The sequence below is a fragment of the Halomonas gemina genome, assembly GCF_023554995.1.
Classification (GTDB): domain Bacteria; phylum Pseudomonadota; class Gammaproteobacteria; order Pseudomonadales; family Halomonadaceae; genus Halomonas; species Halomonas gemina.
This window is the reverse complement of sequence record NZ_JAMJPK010000004.1, coordinates 299822-317465: the sequence shown is the minus strand read 5'-3', so window position 1 is coordinate 317465 and position 17644 is coordinate 299822. Positions and strand designations below refer to the sequence as shown.

Genomic DNA, 17644 nt, shown 5'->3' with positions numbered 1-17644 from the left:
GACCTTGTTGAGCTTGCGCGCCGACCGGATCACTGCAAGACTTACATCAGGTTTGTATGCGCATATCCATATAAAAAAACAAAATACCAAGATCCTTGCTCCTGATACCCCCAGAGAGTGCAGGAGCGTGCCAACAACAACCCTGGAGTAACTGACGATGCCACAGCTGAGTCGACGCAACTTTCTCAAACTGACCGGCAGCGGAGCAGCAGTGGGAACCCTCTCGCTGTCTCCGCTCTCCCATGCACAGCAGTCCACGTCCCAGACCGCCCCCGGCAGCACGACTCTCCCCTATCCCAGAGACGTCGTCGCCAAACTGGGAGAGTTGACGGTCAACGACCCCCTGTACTTCAACTATCCCGATGACCGCTCGCCCTGCGTGGCCATTCGTAAGGGCCGCGAAGTCAAGGGCGGCGTGGGGCCGGACCGGGACGTGGTGGCCTACAGTACCCAGTGCACGCACATGGGCTGCCCGGTCAACTACGACAAGGAAGCCGAGACCTTCAAGTGTCCCTGCCACTACAGCATCTTCGATCCCGACAACGCGGGTCAGATGGTGATCGGCCAGGCAACGGAAAATCTGCCCAGGATCATTCTGGAGTATGACGAGGCCGAAGACGCCATCCTGGCCGTGTCCGTGGATGGCCTGATCTATGGTCGCCAGGCCAACATCATCTGACTACCACCGCGATACCTTTCCCGGGAGAACAACGATGAGCCAGTTCAAGGACCGCATCCCCCTGCCCCCGGCGGATGCCCAGAAGACCAACATGGCCTGCCATTTCTGTATCGTCGGCTGTGGCTACCATGTCTATAAGTGGCCGGCCAACAAGGAAGGCGGAAGAGCGCCGGATCAGAATGCCCTAAAGCTCGACTTAACCCGCCAGCTTCCCGCCATGCAGATCACCATGACGCCCGCCATGGTCAACCGGATCCAGGATCATGATGGCAGCGAGCACAACATCATGATCGTTCCCGACAAGGAGTGCAGCGTCAACAAGGGGCTCTCGTCCACCCGCGGCGGTCAGATGGCCAGCGTGATGTACTCCGAGAAGACACCCATCGGCGAGCGGCGCCTCAAGTATCCGCTACGCTATACCGGTGACGACTGGGTCGAGACCAACTGGGAGCAGGCCATGGCCCTCTACGCCGGCCTGACCCAGCGCATCCTCGACAACGACGGCCCGGATCAGATCTTCTGCAACCTCTTCGATCACGGTGGCGCCGGCGGTGGTTTCGAGAACACCTGGGCCACCGGCAAGCTATTGTTCGACGGTATCCAGACGAAGATGGTGCGGATCCACAACCGCCCCGCCTATAATTCCGAATGTCACGCGACCCGTGACATGGGCATCGGCGAGCTGAACAACAGCTACGAGGATGCCGAGATCGCCGATGTGATCTTCTCCATCGGAGGAAACTCCTACGAGACACAGTCGAACTGGTTCCTGGCTCACTGGGAGCCCAACCTTAACGGCTCCAATGTCAGCAAGAAGCGCGAATGGTTTCCCGATGAGACGGTCGGCCGGGGCAGGGTCATCCTGGTCGACCCGCGACGCACGCCCACCGTGGCCATTTCCGAGACCATCGCCGGCAAGCAGAACGTGCTGCACCTGGCCCTGAATCCTGGTACCGATACGGCGCTGTTCAACGGCCTGCTGACCTACGTGGCCGACCAGGGCTGGCACGACCAGGAATTCATAGCCGAGCACACCAGCGGCTTCGACGAGATGCTCGCCGCCAACCGGATGGAACTGGACGAGTGCAGCCGCATCACCGGCCTGCCCAGGGAGGACATCATCAAGGCCGCCGAATGGGCCTACAAGCCCAAGGAAAGCGGTCATGCCCCACGCACCATGCATGCCTACGAGAAGGGCGTGATCTGGGGCAACGACAACTACCGGATCCAGTCCTCGATCGTCAATCTCGTCGTCGCCACCCGCAATGTCGGCCGCCGCGGCACCGGCGTGGTGCGCATGGGTGGGCACCAGGAAGGCTATACTCGCCCGCCCTATCCGGGTGGCCGTCCAGCGCCCTATATCGACCAGGAGCTGATCAAGGGCAATGGCATGATGCTGACGGTCTGGGCCTGCAACGCCTTCCAGACCACCATCAACGCCGAGACCTACCGCCAGGTGATCAAGCGCCGCGCCCACATCGTCAACCAGGCGCTTGCCGAGGCGCGTGGTGCTACCACCGAGGAGTTGGTCGACATCGTCTACGATGCGGTCAAGAACAAGGGCGGCCTGTTCATCGTCGACATCGACCTCTACCGCACCAAGTTCGCCGAATACTCTCACCTGGTGCTGCCCGCGACCCACCCCGGTGAGATGAACCTGACCTCGATGAATGGCGAACGGCGGCTGCGGCTATCGGAGCGTTTCATGGACCCTCCCGGCATCGCCAAGCCGGACTGCCTGATCGCCGCCGACATGGCCAATGCCATCAAGGCGCGCTTTGAGGCGGCAGGCAACCAGGAGATGGCTCAGCGGTTTGCCGGCTTCGACTGGACCACCGAGGAAGACGCCTTCAATGATGGCTTCCGCATGGCCCATGAGAAGGAGATCGACAGCCAGGGTGGCCCGACCGGCCACCTCGCGACCTACGAGCGCCTGAGTGCGGCCGGCAACAACGGCGTCCAGTTGCCCATCAAGGAGTACCGTGACGGCCAACTCATCGGCACCGAGATGCTGTATACCGACAACAACTTCGATACCGATGACGGCAAGGCGCACTTCCAGCCATCTCCCTGGAACGGGTTGCCGGAGGTCGTCCAGCAGCAGAAGGAAAACTACGACTTCTGGATCAACAATGGCCGCACCAACCAGATCTGGCAGTCCGCCTATCACGACCAGCACCTGGCCTTCCGTAAAGGGCGCTACCCCATGGCCCCGATCGAGATCCATCCCCAGGATGCCGAGGCTCTGGGTATCGCCAATGGCGATATCGTCGAAGTCCATAACGATTACGGCGCCACCACGGCCATGGCCTACCTGGAGCCGGACCTGAAGCGGGGTCAGGCGTTCATGATGTTCGGCTATCCCAACGGCGTGCAGGGCGACATCGTCAGTGAGTGGACCGACCGCAACCATATCCCCTACTACAAGGGCTCCTGGGCCAACATCCGGCGTATCGGCGCCAACCCGGCCTACCTGCGGGATGTGTCGTTCAAGCGCCGACGCTATTCCTGACGCCAGCGCGTCTTCATTGAACAGGTAAGGGGCGGGAGCGAAAAGCTCTCGCCTTTTTTTTCACCAAAACATGACGACACCATGCCATCCATGGCGTCTAAAAAAAAAGCGTTTTTCCTGCATCCTTTTTCAACCTTTTACGTCTTCTTGGTATAGGTCATCGCCCGGCCTACCCAACCGCAAAATTGTAATGAGGAGAAAGTCATGAACATAAAAACGATTGTTATGGTAACAAGCTTTGCTTTGGCTACCGTTTCGGGGTTAGCCGAAGCTGAGGATACTGACATCACGGTTCGAGTGATGAGCAAAGATGCCAAATTCGTAGGAACTAGTATGGGAGGAGTTCAGGTAATTTTGCGCGACAAAGAGACTGATGAGGTTCTGGCACAGGGTATAACCGCGGGTGGCACCGGTAACACCGCTAAAATCATGCATGAAAAAGGTGGTCGCCGCGCTGCTATGGCAGACGAATCTGCTGCCTCTTTCAATACAACACTGGATCTCGACCGCCCGCGCATGATTGAAGCAGAAGTTTATGGTCCACTGGCTCAGTTGCAAGCTGCCCATGGGGCGAGTGCGACACAGTGGGTTATTCCCGGAGGCCACCTCTCGGTGGGAGATGGCTGGGTGATTGAGCTTCCGGGCCTTGTTGTCAATATACTGGAACCCGCTGCGGCCCAGAAAGTATCAGCTTCGAAGGGCGACAGCCTTTCAGTCAGTGCCAATGTTATGATGATGTGTGGTTGCCCGATCACTCAAGGCGGCCTGTGGGATGCGGAACAGTTCGAGGTAGGTATGACTATCACAATGAACGGGGAAAATATTAGTGAAGAGGTAATGTCTTACGCGGGTAAAAGCAGTCTGTTTAGCGGTGAGATACCTATCAGTGGTTCTGGAGTATACGATGTAATTGTTCACGCTTACGATCCAAAAAATGGTAATACCGGCATCGATAAAACGACTATTGTTATTGAATGACAAAAAACTCTTACGCTAAAGTATTTTGCAGTCAATGCGAAAAACGGTACTCTTGTTCGCCTGCAAACACTCAAAAAATGGAGAAAAAAATCATGAAAGAAGTTAATAAAACTACATTGCCCATTGTAAGAATGGCAAAAGACAATAACGAGTTTCGTCAGGTGCTTTGGACGGGAGACAACACACAGTTGGTACTAATGGCGATTCCTGAAGGCGGTGAAGTCGGTGGAGAAGTTCACGAAGGCCACGACCAACTACTTTATTTTGTTGAAGGGAATGGCGAAGCCAGAATTGGCGACACCACCGTGCCTGTGCAGTCAGGTGATGTCAGTATCGTGCCATCCGGAACCTTCCATAATTTCCGCAATACCGGAACCTCGATGCTCAAACTTTACACCACTTACTGCCCACCAGAGCATGCTCCCGGAACCGAGCACGAGACCAAAAAGCAGGCAGATGCTGACGAATAAAAGAGCGCAGGGCGATAAGCCCCGCCTTTCGCACGAAACATCAATTTTAAAACGATTAACATATAAGGCTTTGTAAACGTGAATAGCATCCAATTTGCCGATTATTTGCGCCGTTTCGATTATCAGGAGCGGGTTGATATGAAAATTCAGATTCCCGAACTACTGGAGCTGTATGCCGACAGCAAGGCACAGATCGTGGACATTCGATTTCCCGAGGAATACGCCGCCTGGCGTATCGGTTTTGGCCAGCATATTCCATTGAATGAACTGCCAGACCGCCTTGGTGAACTTGACCGGGATAAGACCATTGTCACGATGTGTCCGCATTATGACCGTGCCGAGATAGCCCGGCTGTATCTCACCCTGGAAGGTTTCAACGCGCGATACCTGACCAACGGCATGCTGGGCATTGCTGATGCGCTGCGTGGGGATAAGGCGCGCGACTACATCATGCGTTTAAACGATCAGCAGTAATGAATAAACACATTCCGGAGGACTAAAGTATATTTTCTGGACCTTTATGACTGTATTCGACTACGGAACTTACTTCGTTGTGACCTTCATCGTCTCAACGGTGTTTGCGTCAGGCGGAGTAGGTTCCGCGGTCGCACTGGTGCCCATATTTTCGATGATGGGATTACCGTTGAACCTGGCCAAAACCATCGGCCTGTTCATTAATTCAGCGTCGACGATAGCCGCCTCAACCATCAACGTGCGCAAAGGGTTGGTTGATTTCCGCTTCGCTTTGCCTTTGGTGGTTTCGGTATTGGTGGCAACTCCCATTGGTGCATGGCTCAGCCAGTACGTTTCCGAAGAGCTCGTCCAGTGGGTGCTGACGGCCTTTTTGATTGTCAGTTCGGGATTACTGATTTTCTCCCGACGGGAAGCCAAAGCCGCCTACGACCGTGCCTGGGTGATGCTGGTGCTCGGCGGAGCGGTTGGACTGGTATCCGGGCTGGTTGGTGTCGGTGGTGGAACGCCTATTCTTGCCGTTTTGCTGTTGTTGGGCTTCGACACTAAAAAAGCCGCTTACGCCGTCAGCTTTGTCATACCTTTTTCAACGCTGGGCGGGTTCTTCACCTATCTCAGCTTTGTTGAGATGGACTGGCCTTTATTAGCCACAGCGGCCGTGGCCTCTATTTTAGGCGGCTTCCTGGGACAGCGGATTATGCACCTGCACATGAATGCTGTTCAGGTCAAAAAACTCATTGCCATCATTCTGTTGGTCCTTTCCGGGAAAATGCTCTGGACACTGCTGTGAAAAAGCGTTCACCCGATTAGCGATAGACGGATGCCAAGGAAGCCAATCAGCCACTTGGCCTTTGGTATTCTATATCGGCATTTATTAACCAACGAAGTTTAAAAAAATTAATTGCAAGGTTTTACTATGTACAGAGCACACAATGAGCATCATAAAAGTCAGAAGGTCGGTTGGCTGCGTGCAGCTGTAATGGGAGCCAATGATGGAGTTGTTTCTACTGCAGCATTGATTCTTGGTGTTGCAGCTTCAGGTTCTTCTGAGACTGCGATACTTTTAGCCGGATCATCAGGATTAGTAGCAGGGGCTATGTCGATGGCGGCAGGAGAATATGTTTCCGTCAGCTCCCAATCAGACACCCAAAAAGCAGATGTTGAGCAAGAAAAAGAAGCACTAAAAGAAAATCCTAAAGAAGAACTTGAAGAGCTAGCAGAGATTTACAAAGAGCGTGGTCTTGATGATCAACTTGCCAAAGAAGTTGCACAGCAATTGATGGATAAAAATGCACTCCGTACTCATATGCGTGATGAAATTGGCATTACAGAAGTAGCAGGTGCAAGCCCGTTATCAGCAGCTGGATCCTCTGCACTAGCGTTTGTAGTAGGTGCAGGACTGCCTTTGTTCAGTGTTTGGCTTTCGCCAGCTGAGTATACGCAGGTTGCAGTTGCTATTTTTTCTGTTATTTTCTTAATGATTCTTGGCGGACTGGCAGCCTACACAGGCGGTGCCAATATCGTAAAAGGCACTTTACGCGTTACATTTTGGGGTTCTTTGGCGATGATAGTTACCACTGGAGTAGGAACGTTATTTTAGACAGACCCGGATTTCTCATTGCTAACCAGAAAGTCTCGCAGCCGATACGCGGTTAGCGATAAATGGATGCCGAGGAAGCCAACCAGCCACTTGAACTTCTGGTGTTTTGTATCGGTAACATGGGCAAGGGACAAACATTTTATGCACAAGTCAATACCTGGTTTGGCGGAGATGACGAGGTAATGAAATGAAAAAAACGATCCGCCTCTGGGATCTACCTACGCGCTTGTTTCACTGACTACTGGTACTCGCCTTGGTGGGCGCCGTGGTCACCATGAAACCGGATGGTAACTGGATGATCTGGCACAAGCGTTTTGGCCTTTTGGTCGTTGGCCTGTTAATTTTCCGGATTGTCTGGGGCTTTGTTGGATCAACTTATGCCCGGTTTGGCGAATTTGTGCGGGGCCCCGAGTTGGACACTTCCAGTCCGATTTTTGCCTGATTTCGGCACCTTTGGTCAGAGAATTCAGTTAGTTAGCCAATTTCGGCCGAATTTTTTGTAGAGACACGTTTTTCTCTTGGTTCCTTGCCATCTATAGAGTGGCCGGACCATCGTGGTGACATGTTCGTCAAAGTCACCAAATCCGGCCCACGTCGCTACGTGAAGCTCGTCGAGTCCTACCGCGACGAGGCCGGCAAGTCGCGCCAACGCGTGATCGCGACGCTGGGTCGCCTGGAAGCTGTCACCGCCGGGGAATCCAGCGCGCTGATCAATGGCCTGCTGCGCGTCTCCGGCCAGCCGACGCTCGATGAAGGTACCGGCGAAACCGATTTCGCCCCGGCGCGCTCCGTCGGCGACACCTGGCTACTGACCTCGCTCTGGAAAGAATTCGGCTTTGATGATGCCTTCCGCCGCGTGCTGCGCACCAAGCGCCAGTTCGATGCCAAGCGACTGCTGCGGGTCATGGTGTTCAACCGCCTCTGTGACCCCGAATCCAAACTCGGTGTGCTGCGCTGGTTGGAGGATGTGCTGGTGCCCGATGTCGACACGGCCTCGATCCGTCATCAGCACCTGCTGCGCACCATGGACACCCTGTCGGAGTGCAGCGAAGCGCTCAATGACGTGCTGGCTCAGCAGCTCAAGCCGCTGATCGATCAAGAGCTGTCGATCGTCTTCTACGACCTCACCACGATCCGCGCTGAAGGCGGAACATCACTCGAAGGGGATGTGCGCCATTACGGCCCCTCGAAGGAGGGCGGCATCGGCCGACAGTTCATGTTGAACGTCGTGCAGACGGCGGAAGGCCTGCCCATTCACCACGAGGTCTTCGATGGCAACATGGCGGAAACCAAGACGCTGCTGCCGACCATCGAGATCGTAACAAAGCGCTTCAAGGTGCGACGCATCGTGCTTGTGGCCGACCGGGGCCTGCTCTCCCTGGACAACCTGGAAGCCCTGTCCGCCGTGCGCATCGAGGGTCGCCCCCTGGAATTCATCCTGGCTGTGCCGGGTCGCCGTTATGGCGAGTTCGACGACCTGCTGAAGGCCTTCCATCAGACGCAGTGCCAGGACGCCGAGCGCGAAGCCTACGGCGAGATGGCCTGGCAGGGTCATCGGTTGATCGTGGCGCACCGGCCGGACGTCGCCAAGGGGCAGACCACCGCGCGCGATCAGAAGATCGAGGCGCTACAGGCCGATGCGCGCCAGTGGTTCGAGAAGCTGGACAACCAGGATGCCGGACGGCGGTATCGCGGCAGAAAGCTCTCCGATCCCGGCGTGACGGCCCGATTTTACAAGGCCGTCACTGACGCTCACCTCGGGCATATTCTCAAGGTCGACTTGACCGCCGAGACGTTCAACTACCTGCTCGATCAACGGGCGCTGGATCGTGCCAGGATGATGGATGGCAAGCTGCTGCTGGTCACCAACATGACCGATCATGAGCCAGAGTAAATCGTCGAGCGCTACCGGGCTCTGGCTGACATCGAACACGGCTTACGGGTGCTGAAGAGCGATATCGAGATCGTGCCGGTCTACCATCGGTTGCCGGATCGCATCCGCGCCCATGCACTGATCTGCTTCCTAGCTCTGGTGCTTTACCGAGTACTGCGGATGCGACTGAAAGCCAGTGATCACAAGCTTTCGACGACGCGGGCACTGGAAATTGCCCGCAAGATCCAATTCCACCGGGTCCTGCTTCACCGTCGCGAGGCGGCGAGCGGCCTGACCAAATTCAAGTCTGAACAGCGGGACCTTTTCGACGCGATTGGCCTGCCGGCACCTGCCGCATCACGCTTGTAGTGCCAATTTTGAAAAGGCGTTTCCAGGCTAATCAGTGGCTTACGCTTCTATCTGTCGAACTCGGGGGGTCAACGCCACCATATATAATGCCACGCCCACCGAGGCTAGAAAGATTTGCGCGCTGGTCGAATCCTTAGCGGTGATAGCCAAGAAAAAAGCTATCGTTCCAAGCACTAGGACAAAGATAGTTTTCATAAACACTTTACTCGCAGGGGAAATACCTGCTAATGAGCCTTCAAGGCTTTGAAAATAAGGGTTGACGAGGTCACTCATACCGGATGTTTGGCTTGAGCCTCTGCTTGTTAATACCTTGCGCATTAGTTCTGGCAAGGTTCTCCAAGATCGCCGTGAGAGTGTCGATGTTATGAATGCCCCTTTGCACGGCAGGCCGGGTTTATTGGCCCTTGATGAAACTGGACGGCATCCGCCACAGCCTTGCAGCCAGGGTCATCCGGCAGGACATTGCACGCATTGACTGGGTTCCCCGCCAGCACCTTCATGACAGCATGAACGCTATCGGTCAATGCCTGAGCGTTGTAGCCGCCCTCAAGCAGAAGCACCAGACGGCCGTCGCATAACTCATCTGCCAGTTCACTCATGCACTGGGCAAGAATGGCAAAGCCGGTCTCGTCCATGGCGCAGGTCATGTCAAGATAATGACAATCGAAGCCTGAGGAAACCAGCAAAATATCTGGCTGGAATGCCTTCGCCGCCGGTTTCACTACCTCGTCGAATACCTTCAGCAGTGCCGCGTTGCCGCTGCCCAGAGGCAGCGGGCAGTTGATTTGAGAGCCAACTCCCGCTCCTGCCCCCGTTTCATACAGTAGGCCGCTGCCCGGATAGAACGGCGCCGCACAGTGGCTATCAACTACCAGCACGGAAGGGTCGGAATAGAAGATTTCCTGCGTGCCATTACCATGGTGCATATCCCAGTCCCAAACCATCACGCGCTGATAGCCAAGGTTTTCACGTGCATGGGCAGCGGTCACCGCAAGGTTGTTGTACAGACAAAAGCCCGAGGCGTGGTCGGAATGGGCATGATGGCCTGGTGGCCGCACGATACAAAACGCCTTCTGGGCCTCACCAGCCGAGATGGCCTCGACAGCGCTGATTCCCGCGCCAGCAGCCAAATGAGCCGCATCCACACTGCCCGGCGATACCGCGGTGGTATCCTGGGCCAGCCAGCAGGATTCACCCTCTAACGACTCAATATGAGCGACATAGGTCTTGTCATGAGCCTGCTTAAGCTGAGCCGTGCTGGCTGCCGTCGGTAGCATCCAGCGCACCCCTTCGATTGGATCAAGCATCAGTCGGTCGACGATCGCCGTCAGCCGATCCGGGCGCTCCGGGTGACTGTAGGTTTCGAGGTTGCTGCCGGGAAATTGCAGCGCAATCATCGCCTTGACAGCGTCGGTCCAAGCCGGATGGCCGGGGTCCCAACCGTGCGGGTTGTGGCCGAGCATGCGCGTGTCGTAGTAAACCAATACGGGTGTTGTCATAGCGACCTTTCGATTTGGAACCGCCCACACAGACAATTGCAGTCACGAACTACAATGTTCGAAACCTCTTTATCTATATAAGTTTATTAAACAAGAGCCAGGAATTCGGTACGTCAACGCACATAACGCCTAAATTATTCCAACGTTCTGACACAGCAGCAGATTCACGAATTTAAAAAGTCCTTTATTCTGTACCTGTTGGGTCCCGGATGATGAAATTAGCCTCGTTCCAGTAGCCACATGCGCGGACCTGCTACTCGAACAGCAGGGTGAAGTCGCTGCCCGGTCGAGAGTTCGAATCGGAGTTCTATCCATGTCATAACTCCTGTCGCATTGTAGGCCATATCCTGGCCCAGCTCAGGGGAAATTCCACACCCAACGACGAAGAGCCTGATCAAGCCGACTGCTTGCGACCGGCGTCAGCGTCGACCCCCTGACGGTCCGCGGCCGCCGCCGAACCTACCGCGACGACTCATCCGCCTTGCGGCCACCCGGTGCAGGACTGACGGCGTGGCAGTGATCGCCCAAGAGGAGATAGGAATGACGCACATCAGTTCCTTGTTCGAGATCACCGCCGACTATATGCTGATCGACGAGAAGAGCGAACGCCTGGCGGCATCGACATCCGAGACTCCGCTGCGCTATAAGCATGGCACAAGCCAGATGCTGCCGGCGCTGGAGGCGGTGCTTCAGGGCCGGTAAGACGGTGACCCGGGAGATCCACATTCTGGATGTTCTCCCCGGCCGACAGGCGCCTCAGGGAGATCTAGACTACCAGCCGATTCGCTGGGTCAATCTCAACGAGTGACGACACGGATGATTCATGGACGGCCATCACTCCCCCACGACACAGCTTGACGCCAACCGTGGCATTGCAGAGAGTCTTTCGAGATGTGTGAATTGCTGGCCATGTCATGCCGGCACCCGGCCAGACTGACGTCCTCCCTGACCGCCCTGGCCTCGCATGCCGAAGGCACAAGCCGCAATCGTGACGGCTGGGGACTGGCCTTCTTCCAGGGCCGGGACCTTGCCCTCTACCGAGGCACCGAAGCGGCGGATACCAGCTCGATGGTGCGCTGGCTGGAGGCTTGCGGGCCGCGTACCAAGCTGGCTCTGGGCTACATTCGTCATGCGACCCAAGGTGGGATCGAACTGGCCAATACCGCTCCGTTCGTCCGAGAGCTAAACGGAAGGATCCACGGCTTTACCCACAATGGCAACCTGGCTCACCTGTTCGACGATGCCGCGCCGACAAAGGGACATTATCGACCGGTGGGAACCACCGACTCCGAGCTGGCCTTCTGCGGGCTGCTTTCACTCATGGAAAAGCAGGCGGCACCGCTGCATGACCTTCCCCCTCTGGACGCTCGCCTGGCGGCTGTCGCCGAGATGGCCGGTGTGTTACGCCGCTTCGGGCCAGCCAACTTTCTCTACAGCGATGGGGACACCCTGTTTGCCCATGCCGATCGGCGCCTTCAGCCAGCAACAGGGCGAGTCGAGCCTCCCGGGCTCTATCGGTTGACCTGCCCAAGGCAGTCATCCAGCGAGTTGCTGGAGAGGCCACGATCGCCGGAATCCGACGCTGCCCAACGCGCCATCCTGCTGGCCAGTGTGCCCCTGACGGACGGGGATTGGATGCCGATGCCGCAAGGCAGCATCATCGCCATCCGTGACGGCGAGCAGGTTGCCGAGCGACAGATATGACGCGCCACACCAGTCCTGCCATACGCCAGAGCGCTATTCCTCCCCCCGAACCAGAGGCCACCATGAACGACACACCCTCAAAAATGACCTTCAATGTCACCGCCCAGCGCGTCGATACCCACGGCAGCGAGGCCCGCTGCAAGTCCGCCTCGCTGACCCTGGATACTGACCTGGCGGGCCGGCTGGATGCCTTCAATCCGGCGGAGCTGCTGATGGCGGCCCTCGCCGGCTGCATGCTGAAGAGCATCGAACGCGTCAGCCCCATCCTGAAGTTCGAGCTGCGCGGCGTGGAGGTCCGGCTCCATGGCGTCCGCCAAGACGCCCCACCCTGCATGGAAAGCATCGACTACGAGATCCTGGTCGATACCGATGAAAGCGATCAACGCCTCGAGCGGCTGCACGACAATGTCCGGAAGTTCGGCACGGTGTACAACACCGTCGCTCCGGGGACTCGGCTCAGGGGCGAGCTGAAACGCGCCTGAGTCAGATGAATCACGAGGATCCAGATCATGCCCAATCCACAGTTCACCAAGCCCTGGCACGGAATTCCCAGGGAGAACATCGAGTGGAACCCGACCATCATCGAGGACGCCTGCATCGGTTGTGGCACTTGCGTGACGGGCTGCAGCCGGCTGGTCTACCGCTTCGACTTCGAACGCAAGAAGCCGGTGGTGATCGATCCGCTGAACTGCATGGTCGGCTGTACGACCTGCGCCAATACTTGCCCGGCTCAGGCCATCGTCTTCCCGCCCCTCGAATCCATTCTCGCCCTGGAAGGGCTACCGGAGGTTCGCCATGCCGTGGAGGATGACTTGCTGAACCGGCGGGATATTCTGGTATCACCGCTGTCGATTCCACACCCTGATCGCATCGTCTCCCTGAGTGTCTCGGGTATCGAACCTGTGTCACCGGAGGTGATTCGCGTGACGCTGACCCCCGTCGAGGCCGGTGAGTGTTTCTGCGAGTTTTCGGCAGGGCAGTATATCGAGCTATGGCAGCCCGGCTCCTCCCATCTTTCCCGGTCCTATTCGATAGCCAATGCCCCGCATGGAGACGGCAGCATCACGCTGCATATCCGCCGAGTCGAGAGTGGACGCTTCACGGCCTGGGCCTTCAACGAGATGAAGGTCGGCGACCAGCTTCAGGCTCGTGGCCCGCTGGGAAGCTTCACCATGAGATCCGCACCCGACACCCCGTTGTTGTTCATCGCCGGGGGGACCGGTCTTGCCCCTGTCCTGGCACTGCTGGAGCAACAGGTCACATTCTCGCCCGAGCGTGACATGCGCCTGGTGTGGGGGATGAAGCATGCCGCGGATTTCTACGCCCTGGACACCTTGCACCTGCTGGCATCGCGCGCACCGAACCTGAAGGTCGTCCTGGCGGCAGAAGACCTGACCTCGTTCGAAGGCCCGACGTCGAAGCACCTTGACTGGATCGAGGGCAATGTACTGGATGCGATGGAAGAGGATAATGCCCTATCGATTCTTCGGGACCTCTACATTGCTGGTCCTCCCGCGATGTTGCGCGAGATCGCGCGCGATCTGGACAGGCGAGGGGTCAGCAGGGAGCGCGTGCATATGGATTCGTTTGGTGTCTGATCACTGGAAGCGAGCCACATGACCCATTCTCACGAGGCCGAGCCAAGCAGCTTCGGCAAGGCGTTTGCCATCGGCATCACGCTCAATGTGGCGTTTGTGCTGGTCGAGGCCTTCTATGGCTGGCAGACCGGCTCCCTGGCGCTCCTCGCGGACGCCGGCCACAACCTCAGTGATGTTGGGGGCCTGCTGCTGGCCTGGGCAGCCTTCGGTGCCGCCCGCCTGCAGCCGAATTTCCGGCACACCTATGGGTGGAGACGAGGCTCGATATTGGCCAGTTTCACCAATGCCATCATCCTGCTGGTGGCCATGGGCACACTGGGCTGGGAGGCCGTCCAGCGACTACAGACACCGGTAGCGATCGAGGCCGGCACCGTCATGGTCGTGGCTGGCATCGGCGTCGTCATCAACGCCGTTACCGCCTGGCTCTTCCTCGCGGGAAGCCAGCACGACCTGAACATTCGCGGCGCCTTCCTGCACATGGCCGCCGATGCCCTGGTCTCCATGGGCGTCGTGGTAGCCGGAGGGCTCTATCTCTGGCAAGGCTGGACCTGGATCGATCCGGTCGTCAGCCTGTTGATTGCCCTGGTAATCGTGGCGGGTACCTGGTCGTTGTTCCGCCGGTCTCTGCACCTGCTGTTCGATGGGGTTCCAGACGATATCGACATGGCAGCGGTAAACCATACACTTGTGGCGCTTCCGGGCGTGGTCAACGTCCATGATCTGCACGTCTGGGCGATGAGCACCTCAGAAAACGCGCTCACCGCCCACCTGGTCATCGATGATGACGGACTCGACCGCGATGCGTTGCTCGAGCAGGCGACCAGGATGCTCCATGACCGCTTCGACATACGCCATTGCGTGCTGCAACAGGAGTCCAGGGCCTATGCAGCCCATTGCCCCATGGGTGAGCGATGCTAATCGTCGCGCAGCCCAGCGGCTCGTAACCGATCCCTGAGGCGCTGGTTCTCCTCGATCAGGTCGGTCGCCAGGGCGGCAAGCTCGGGCACCGCTTCGAAGTCGCGCTCCAGCTGACACAGCCGTCGGGCACGAGTCAGGTCACGGCTGGTGAAGCGCCAGCTCGCCACGTAGGGCGAACCATCGGCCAGCAGGCCGCTCTCGATGCGCTCGACGACCCAATCGGGCTCCACCGAGCAGGCGCGGGCCAATTCCTCGAGCGTCAGAGTCGCTTCGTCGATCAATTCGCCGCTGGCGATACGCTGCTGTGCCATGGCCTAGCCTCCCCGTCGTTGGCGCGGATCGAAAGCGAGCTCCTGCGCCATGGTCTCATAGAGCTCCCTCGCCCTGTCGGTATCGGCCGGGGGCAGCACCACCTCGAGCTCCACGTAGAGATCCCCCGGCTCCGGCCCCGGGATACCACGTCCCTTCAGGCGCAAGCGGCGACCGGTCTGTGACCCGGCGGGTACCTTGAGCTTCACCGGCCCGGAGGGTGTCGGAGTCTCGATGCTGGCTCCCAGGGCGGCCTCCCAGGGTGTCACCGGCACCCTTTGATACACGTCCCGCTCCTCGATCCGATAACGCGGGTCGGGCGTGAAGTGGATCTCCAGATAGAGGTCACCCGCCTGGCCACCACCGACACCGGGGCCGCCCTGCCCCGTCAGGCGGATATGCTGGCCTGCCTTGATGCCCTTGGGTATGCGCACGTTGAGGGTGTGCTCCCGGGAGACCACGCGCCCTTGTGCGTCGACCTGGGGCACTTGCAGGGTGATCCCCCGGGTCGCGCCGCGGTAGGCATCCTCGAGGTCGATGACGACCTTCGCATGACGATCCTCGCCACGCCGCTGGTAGCCGCGTCTCCCTCCTGCTGCCCTGCCGGCCTGGCCGAAGAGGTTGGCGAAGAAGTCACTGAACTCGCCGAGGTCGGCTTCCTCGAAACCACGACCGCTGAACTCGAAGCCCGCATCCCAGTCCGGCGGCGGCTGGAAATCCTGGCCCGACCGATACTGCTGGGCCAGCTGGTCATAGGCGAGGCGCTTCTCGGGATCGGACAGCACCGCCTTGGCCTCGTTGATCTCCTGCATGCGCTGTTCGGCTTCGGCCTCTTTGCTGACGTCGGGATGAAACTTCCGCGCCAGCTTGCGGTAGGCCTTCTTGATCTCCTCGGTGGTCGCGCTCTTCTCCACCCCGAGCACCTGGTAGTAATCCTTGAATTCCACTTATGAAGGCTCCGGCAGAGGCGATGACGCTCCAGAAGCGCGATGACACGAGTGCCGCTCCTGAAAGCATCCAGCAGTTTGCTTCAAGGCTAGTCGAAAATGGCCGAGGTAAATGCTCAACACATCGCCAGGCGACGGTCGGGGCGGTTGCCCATGCCGGCGAGGCGATTCTGCAACAGGGCCAGGCGCTCGTCCTCACCCTGTTCGGCCACCCGCAGCACCTCACCGACCCAGTCCGGCACCGCATCGGAGAGGCGATAATAGACCCACTGGCTATCACGCCGGTCGCTGAGCAGGCCGCAGTTACGCAGCTGCGCCAGGTGGCGCGACACCTTGGGCTGGGACTCCTCCAGCGCATGGGTCATCTCGCAGACGCACAGCTCACCTTCGCGACATATCAGCAGCGTCAGCATCAGGCGAGTCTCGTCGCCCAGGCACTTGAACAGTCGAGCAGGGTCAAGCGATATCAAGGCAGAAATCCTTCATGATAAGAACCAATCTATATGCTACGCCATAGCACCGCCTGTCGACAGCGGCCAGGCGTCGCAGGACGTCAGGCCGGCCGACGAATCGCCAGCAGGGCCAGGAAGGCGGCCAGCATCAATCCCGAGGTGAGCCACAGCGCCGCGCCGCCGAAGGCCTCGAGCAGCAGGCCGAACAACAGGGGTGAACCGGCCTGCAGGATCCTGGCCGGGGCGATGATCAGCCCCTGACGACGCCCGAATCCCCGTGGCCCGAAAAGCGTCAGTGGCAGCGTGCCGGAGGCGATGGTCAGCATGCCGTTGCCGGCCCCGTGAAGTATCGCAAAGCCCGCCGCCGGAAGACCGACCAGCGTCAGCAGGCCGGCACCCAGGGGGTGCAGGATCGTTGCCAGACGCGCCGAGACCAGCGGATGCAGGTGACGCAACAGGGCGAACTCGCCCAGGCGTGCCGCCACCTGGGCCGGGCCCACCAGGGCGGCCGCCGCCACTGCGGCCGTCAGGGAAGCGCCCGTCTCCTGCAGCAGCCTCGGCAGGTGAGCCGCCATGGCCGTGGAGACGAACCAGCCGGCCGCGAACACGAAGGCCAGCAGCCCCATGGCCAGGCGGGGCCTGGCGGGCGGTGGCGGCGTGTCACCCTGATCTCTCTCCAGCGCCTCCAGCGAGCCCGCCTGCGGCAGGCGCCAGTTGAGCGGCAGGCCCAGCACCAGATGCAGCCCCGCCCATACCAGGCAGGTAGCGCGCCAGCCCAGCTCGGCGTCGAGCCAGGTGGTGAGCGGCCAGCCGATGGTGCTGGCGAATCCGGCGATCAGGGTGACGCCGGTAATCGAGGCCCGGGCCTGGCGCCCCAATAGGCGTCCCAGGGTGGCAAAGGCCGCATCGTAGAGCCCCATCGCCATGCCGATACCGGTGATCACCCAAGCCAGCAGCAGGCTCGGCATGCCCTGGGCCAGGGCCATCAGCCCCAGCCCCGCGGCCAGTACCAGGTTGGAGGCCACCAGCATGTCGCGCCCGCCCCGCCGGTCGATGCAGCGCCCCACGAAGGGCCCCAGGGCCGCCGAGATCACCAGGGCCAACGAGAAGGCACCAAACACCCAGACGCTCGAGACGCCCAGCTCAACCGCCATGGGCACCGCCAGGATCGCCGGCAGGTAGTAGCTCGAGGCCCAGGCCAGGGTCTGGGAGGTCCCCAGCGTCAGGGTCAACCCGAGTTGGGGATGCCTGCCGCTCACTGTCTC

At 58.9% G+C, this 17644-nt stretch carries 18 protein-coding genes and 1 pseudogene; 14 read left to right on the top strand and 5 right to left on the bottom strand.

Features of this window, described 5'->3' with window-relative positions:
- The first annotated feature begins 157 nt into the window (after window positions 1-157).
- The 9 genes and pseudogenes from M8009_RS10830 to M8009_RS10795 all read left to right on the top strand — a co-directional run bounded on the left by M8009_RS10830 (window position 158) and on the right by M8009_RS10795 (window position 8952).
- On the top strand, window positions 158-679 hold the full coding sequence (locus tag M8009_RS10830; protein WP_250060907.1) for an arsenate reductase (azurin) small subunit: 522 nt from the start codon (window positions 158-160) through the stop codon (window positions 677-679).
- Between the two features lie 34 nt (window positions 680-713).
- On the top strand, window positions 714-3191 hold the full coding sequence (locus M8009_RS10825) for an arsenate reductase (azurin) large subunit (protein WP_250060905.1): 2478 nt from the start codon (window positions 714-716) through the stop codon (window positions 3189-3191).
- Between the two features lie 204 nt (window positions 3192-3395).
- On the top strand, window positions 3396-4169 hold the full coding sequence (locus M8009_RS10820; RefSeq protein WP_250060903.1) for a hypothetical protein: 774 nt from the start codon (window positions 3396-3398) through the stop codon (window positions 4167-4169).
- A gap of 92 nt (window positions 4170-4261) precedes the next feature.
- Complete coding sequence (locus tag M8009_RS10815; protein WP_250060901.1) at window positions 4262-4639, top strand: cupin domain-containing protein; 378 nt, start codon at window positions 4262-4264, stop codon at window positions 4637-4639.
- 78 nt (window positions 4640-4717) lie between these two features.
- Complete coding sequence (locus tag M8009_RS10810) at window positions 4718-5113, top strand: rhodanese-like domain-containing protein (RefSeq protein WP_250060899.1); 396 nt, start codon at window positions 4718-4720, stop codon at window positions 5111-5113.
- A gap of 46 nt (window positions 5114-5159) precedes the next feature.
- Window positions 5160-5900, top strand: a complete 741-nt coding sequence (locus tag M8009_RS10805; RefSeq protein WP_250060897.1) for a sulfite exporter TauE/SafE family protein — start codon at window positions 5160-5162, stop codon at window positions 5898-5900.
- Between the two features lie 126 nt (window positions 5901-6026).
- Entirely contained in the window at window positions 6027-6710 is a 684-nt protein-coding gene (locus tag M8009_RS10800; protein ID WP_250060896.1) for a VIT1/CCC1 transporter family protein, read from the top strand.
- Window positions 6711-6772: 62 nt separating this feature from the next.
- Window positions 6773-6901 (top strand): hypothetical protein, encoded by a 129-nt coding sequence (locus tag M8009_RS19100; protein ID WP_284047791.1) that lies wholly within the window; start codon window positions 6773-6775, stop codon window positions 6899-6901.
- A 371-nt stretch (window positions 6902-7272) separates the two neighbouring features.
- Window positions 7273-8952 (top strand): annotated as a pseudogene (locus tag M8009_RS10795) (IS1634 family transposase).
- A gap of 362 nt (window positions 8953-9314) precedes the next feature.
- On the opposite strand, the gene M8009_RS10790 reads toward M8009_RS10795, so the two are convergent.
- Complete coding sequence (locus M8009_RS10790) at window positions 9315-10451, bottom strand: histone deacetylase family protein (protein WP_250060893.1); 1137 nt, start codon at window positions 10449-10451, stop codon at window positions 9315-9317.
- Window positions 10452-10991: 540 nt separating this feature from the next.
- Here M8009_RS10790 and M8009_RS10785 point away from each other — a divergent pair.
- The 5 genes from M8009_RS10785 to M8009_RS10765 all read left to right on the top strand — a co-directional run bounded on the left by M8009_RS10785 (window position 10992) and on the right by M8009_RS10765 (window position 14671).
- Window positions 10992-11153 (top strand): hypothetical protein, encoded by a 162-nt coding sequence (locus M8009_RS10785; protein WP_250060892.1) that lies wholly within the window; start codon window positions 10992-10994, stop codon window positions 11151-11153.
- Between the two features lie 189 nt (window positions 11154-11342).
- Window positions 11343-12155, top strand: a complete 813-nt coding sequence (locus M8009_RS10780) for a class II glutamine amidotransferase (protein ID WP_250060889.1) — start codon at window positions 11343-11345, stop codon at window positions 12153-12155.
- Window positions 12156-12217: 62 nt separating this feature from the next.
- Window positions 12218-12637 (top strand): OsmC family protein, encoded by a 420-nt coding sequence (locus tag M8009_RS10775; RefSeq protein ID WP_250060887.1) that lies wholly within the window; start codon window positions 12218-12220, stop codon window positions 12635-12637.
- 27 nt (window positions 12638-12664) lie between these two features.
- On the top strand, window positions 12665-13753 hold the full coding sequence (locus tag M8009_RS10770; protein ID WP_250060886.1) for an FAD-binding oxidoreductase: 1089 nt from the start codon (window positions 12665-12667) through the stop codon (window positions 13751-13753).
- 18 nt (window positions 13754-13771) lie between these two features.
- Window positions 13772-14671, top strand: a complete 900-nt coding sequence (locus M8009_RS10765) for a cation diffusion facilitator family transporter (RefSeq protein WP_250060884.1) — start codon at window positions 13772-13774, stop codon at window positions 14669-14671.
- Here M8009_RS10765 and M8009_RS10760 read toward each other — a convergent pair.
- The 4 genes from M8009_RS10760 to M8009_RS10745 all read right to left on the bottom strand — a co-directional run bounded on the left by M8009_RS10760 (window position 14668) and on the right by M8009_RS10745 (window position 17638).
- Complete coding sequence (locus M8009_RS10760; RefSeq protein ID WP_250060882.1) at window positions 14668-14982, bottom strand: chaperone modulator CbpM; 315 nt, start codon at window positions 14980-14982, stop codon at window positions 14668-14670. The genes M8009_RS10765 and M8009_RS10760 overlap by 4 nt on opposite strands.
- A gap of 3 nt (window positions 14983-14985) precedes the next feature.
- Window positions 14986-15927: a DnaJ C-terminal domain-containing protein gene (locus M8009_RS10755; protein ID WP_250060880.1), complete on the bottom strand. Its 942-nt coding sequence runs from the start codon at window positions 15925-15927 to the stop codon at window positions 14986-14988.
- Window positions 15928-16043: 116 nt separating this feature from the next.
- Entirely contained in the window at window positions 16044-16340 is a 297-nt protein-coding gene (locus M8009_RS10750; protein ID WP_250061184.1) for a metalloregulator ArsR/SmtB family transcription factor, read from the bottom strand.
- A 140-nt stretch (window positions 16341-16480) separates the two neighbouring features.
- Complete coding sequence (locus M8009_RS10745; RefSeq protein WP_250060879.1) at window positions 16481-17638, bottom strand: MFS transporter; 1158 nt, start codon at window positions 17636-17638, stop codon at window positions 16481-16483.
- Window positions 17639-17644: the final 6 nt, after the last annotated feature.

Coding starts and splice junctions, on each gene's coding strand:
- M8009_RS10830 (WP_250060907.1), top strand. CDS start 158: ATGCCACAGCTGAGTCGACGCAACTTTCTCAAACTGACCGGCAGCGGA.
- M8009_RS10825 (WP_250060905.1), top strand. CDS start 714: ATGAGCCAGTTCAAGGACCGCATCCCCCTGCCCCCGGCGGATGCCCAG.
- M8009_RS10820 (WP_250060903.1), top strand. CDS start 3,396: ATGAACATAAAAACGATTGTTATGGTAACAAGCTTTGCTTTGGCTACC.
- M8009_RS10815 (WP_250060901.1), top strand. CDS start 4,262: ATGAAAGAAGTTAATAAAACTACATTGCCCATTGTAAGAATGGCAAAA.
- M8009_RS10805 (WP_250060897.1), top strand. CDS start 5,160: ATGACTGTATTCGACTACGGAACTTACTTCGTTGTGACCTTCATCGTC.
- M8009_RS10800 (WP_250060896.1), top strand. CDS start 6,027: ATGTACAGAGCACACAATGAGCATCATAAAAGTCAGAAGGTCGGTTGG.
- M8009_RS19100 (WP_284047791.1), top strand. CDS start 6,773: ATGGATGCCGAGGAAGCCAACCAGCCACTTGAACTTCTGGTGTTTTGT.
- M8009_RS10790 (WP_250060893.1), bottom strand. CDS start 10,451: ATGACAACACCCGTATTGGTTTACTACGACACGCGCATGCTCGGCCAC.
- M8009_RS10785 (WP_250060892.1), top strand. CDS start 10,992: ATGACGCACATCAGTTCCTTGTTCGAGATCACCGCCGACTATATGCTG.
- M8009_RS10780 (WP_250060889.1), top strand. CDS start 11,343: ATGTGTGAATTGCTGGCCATGTCATGCCGGCACCCGGCCAGACTGACG.
- M8009_RS10775 (WP_250060887.1), top strand. CDS start 12,218: ATGAACGACACACCCTCAAAAATGACCTTCAATGTCACCGCCCAGCGC.
- M8009_RS10770 (WP_250060886.1), top strand. CDS start 12,665: ATGCCCAATCCACAGTTCACCAAGCCCTGGCACGGAATTCCCAGGGAG.
- M8009_RS10765 (WP_250060884.1), top strand. CDS start 13,772: ATGACCCATTCTCACGAGGCCGAGCCAAGCAGCTTCGGCAAGGCGTTT.
- M8009_RS10760 (WP_250060882.1), bottom strand. CDS start 14,982: ATGGCACAGCAGCGTATCGCCAGCGGCGAATTGATCGACGAAGCGACT.
- M8009_RS10750 (WP_250061184.1), bottom strand. CDS start 16,340: ATGCTGACGCTGCTGATATGTCGCGAAGGTGAGCTGTGCGTCTGCGAG.